Source organism: Mycoplasma sp. CSL7503-lung (assembly GCF_025515455.1).
Lineage (GTDB): Bacteria > Bacillota_I > Bacilli_A > Mycoplasmatales > Metamycoplasmataceae > Mycoplasmopsis.
The window spans coordinates 1-2202 of the sequence record NZ_JAOPHP010000043.1 but is presented as its reverse complement, the minus strand read 5'-3'; the positions used below and the strand labels follow the sequence as shown (position 1 = coordinate 2202).

Below are 2202 nucleotides of genomic sequence, written 5' to 3'. Positions count from 1 at the left end.
TAGACATAATAAACTTTTAAATTATAATTTAAGGCTAAAAATACTAAAAAATAATGTAATTTATACTTAAATTTAATAAAAGTACGTATTTACTAAATAATATTAAATAGCACAAGAAAATAAAAAAATATATTATCACCGCCATTTTTGTGATTTTGGTGTAGATACGACAAGGAGTGGCGATGATGCTTTCGCCATTTTCTCCATTTCAAATCACCTATTTATAATAAGTTTTTATGTTATAAATTAATAAAAATATAATTTATAGTTTCTAAAACACATAACTGTATTGCTTTTTCGGGGTTTTTATAAGCTATAAATCTATAGTAAATTAAATGTAATTATTATTTTAAATAAAATGTTAAAGTTATTTAAAAATAGATATAAAAAAATGTACTCATAAATAATAAAAGTACATTTTTAAAATTACATTTCAGCAAGTTTTCTGAAGATTATTTCAAACGCTTCATCGTTTTTAGGATCATATTTTTTAATTTTTTTCGATTCCTTTTTAAACGTTTTTTCAGAAAACATTTCTAATATTTCTTTGTCGTCCATAATAACCTTCTTTTGTTTTCTTTTTTAATTAAAAAAGTTAAATAGTATTTTCATTAAATTTTTAATACAAAGTTTTTAACATTGGCTTTACATTTCTAATTTTTAGTGCAGTATATTCTTTTATATTATTTTTTGTTTTAATTCTTATCGAAATTGGTATATATGTATTATACTGATAATTATCAGAAGTTATATCTCTTAATACCATTATTGGAATAAAACCATTTGTATTATTTTCTCAAGATAACGAAAATGTTCTTTGAATATTATTGTTAGTATTATTGCTTCAAAAATAAAAATTTTCACTTTCATTATAAATTAATTCAATAAATTGAACAAAAAATTCGATTCTAGAAATTAAAAAGGTAAAAAAATCATTAGAAGAATATTTATCTTTAAGTTTAATTTTCTTTCCTGGGTTCATTTCTGAATTAACAATATTATCTGAAATTATTTTTCAATTATTGGTTAGTAATCTTTCTAAATAAGATAATGGGTCATTATGATTTATTATTTTATTTAGAAAGGTTTTTATATATTTATAATCATTAGTTTTGGTCTTTTTTTCTAACATTTGTCAATAATGAAGCCCTAAAATATGTTTTACATTTTTATTTTTTATTTGTATTAAATAATCTCTACCTTCAGAATTTTTAATATTTATCATAAAAATATTTAATTTATTTTCAAAATGTATTTCTTTATTTTCATTATTTTGCTGATAAAAAATTTTATCTAATATATTTTTCAAATTTAAAAAAATATATTTAAGTTTTTCGTTATTGATGTTCATAAAAATCCTATAAAAAAATGATGGGTTATACAGCCAACAACAGCCCCCATCCTATAACAAATTTAGCAACCTTATTTTATTAGTGTGTGGCAATGCTCGCAGGTCGGTTGTTCCACCTAAATACATCACACATATAAATATGATATCATATTTTTAATATTTTAAAAAACTAAATTAAAATTTAAATATGAAAACAGAAAACATAGAATACATTAATCAATTATCTTGTAATGAAATTACTAAACTTTCAGAAGACTTTAAAAATAGCTACGAAAGAAAAGAATTAAATTGAAAAATCAACAAAGTTATAACTAGATATTTAAAAGGTCAAAATGATAACTTATATCAATTTAAAATATATGAATATTATTATTTAAAAATAATAAAAGGCATTATATTAGATATTATCCGCCAAAATATGAGTATTTGTTCAAGAAAAAATATGATATTAAACTAATTTTAGATACTTTTTATCAGTACTGTGGTCTAATTAGAAATAAATTTGCAAAAATTAGTTGAAATTTATGTAAATATTATTCTAATAAACTAAATTTATACAATACTAATCAAAATCTAAAAAAGTGAAACAAAGAGTATGCAAATCATATTTATATTTCAATAGATGATTGCTTCGGTAAAGTTAGAATTAAAAATAAAGTTCATAAATCAAATACTAAATTGATTAAAATATTTTCAGATACAAATCAAAATCCATTATATTTTTATGAGACATATACTTCAAATGATACTAATAAAATAACAAATGAATCTAGATCTAAAATAATTCAAAACATTATAAAAAAGTATTATTTTATTGATAATAATACTAAACTTTATCTTTTATCAGATGG

The 2202-nt window shown here is 19.5% G+C and carries 4 protein-coding genes; 2 read left to right on the top strand and 2 right to left on the bottom strand.

Features of this window, described 5'->3' with window-relative positions; all coding sequences use genetic code 4:
- Positions 1-426: 426 nt before the first annotated feature.
- The gene (locus tag N9R85_RS03800; protein WP_262858654.1) at positions 427-558 is read right to left on the bottom strand and encodes a hypothetical protein; all 132 of its coding nucleotides are present in this window, start codon (positions 556-558) and stop codon (positions 427-429) included.
- A 61-nt stretch (positions 559-619) separates the two neighbouring features.
- Positions 620-1351 (bottom strand): hypothetical protein, encoded by a 732-nt coding sequence (locus tag N9R85_RS03795; RefSeq protein ID WP_262858653.1) that lies wholly within the window; start codon positions 1349-1351, stop codon positions 620-622.
- Positions 1352-1538: 187 nt separating this feature from the next.
- Here N9R85_RS03795 and N9R85_RS03790 point away from each other — a divergent pair, with 187 nt between their 5' ends.
- Together N9R85_RS03790 and N9R85_RS03785 are read left to right on the top strand one after the other, a co-directional pair.
- Positions 1539-1808, top strand: a complete 270-nt coding sequence (locus tag N9R85_RS03790; RefSeq protein WP_262858652.1) for a hypothetical protein — start codon at positions 1539-1541, stop codon at positions 1806-1808.
- Positions 1778-2202, top strand: a 425-nt coding sequence (locus N9R85_RS03785; protein WP_262858651.1) for a hypothetical protein, incomplete at its 3' end; no start/stop codon positions are given. The genes N9R85_RS03790 and N9R85_RS03785, both read left to right, overlap by 31 nt.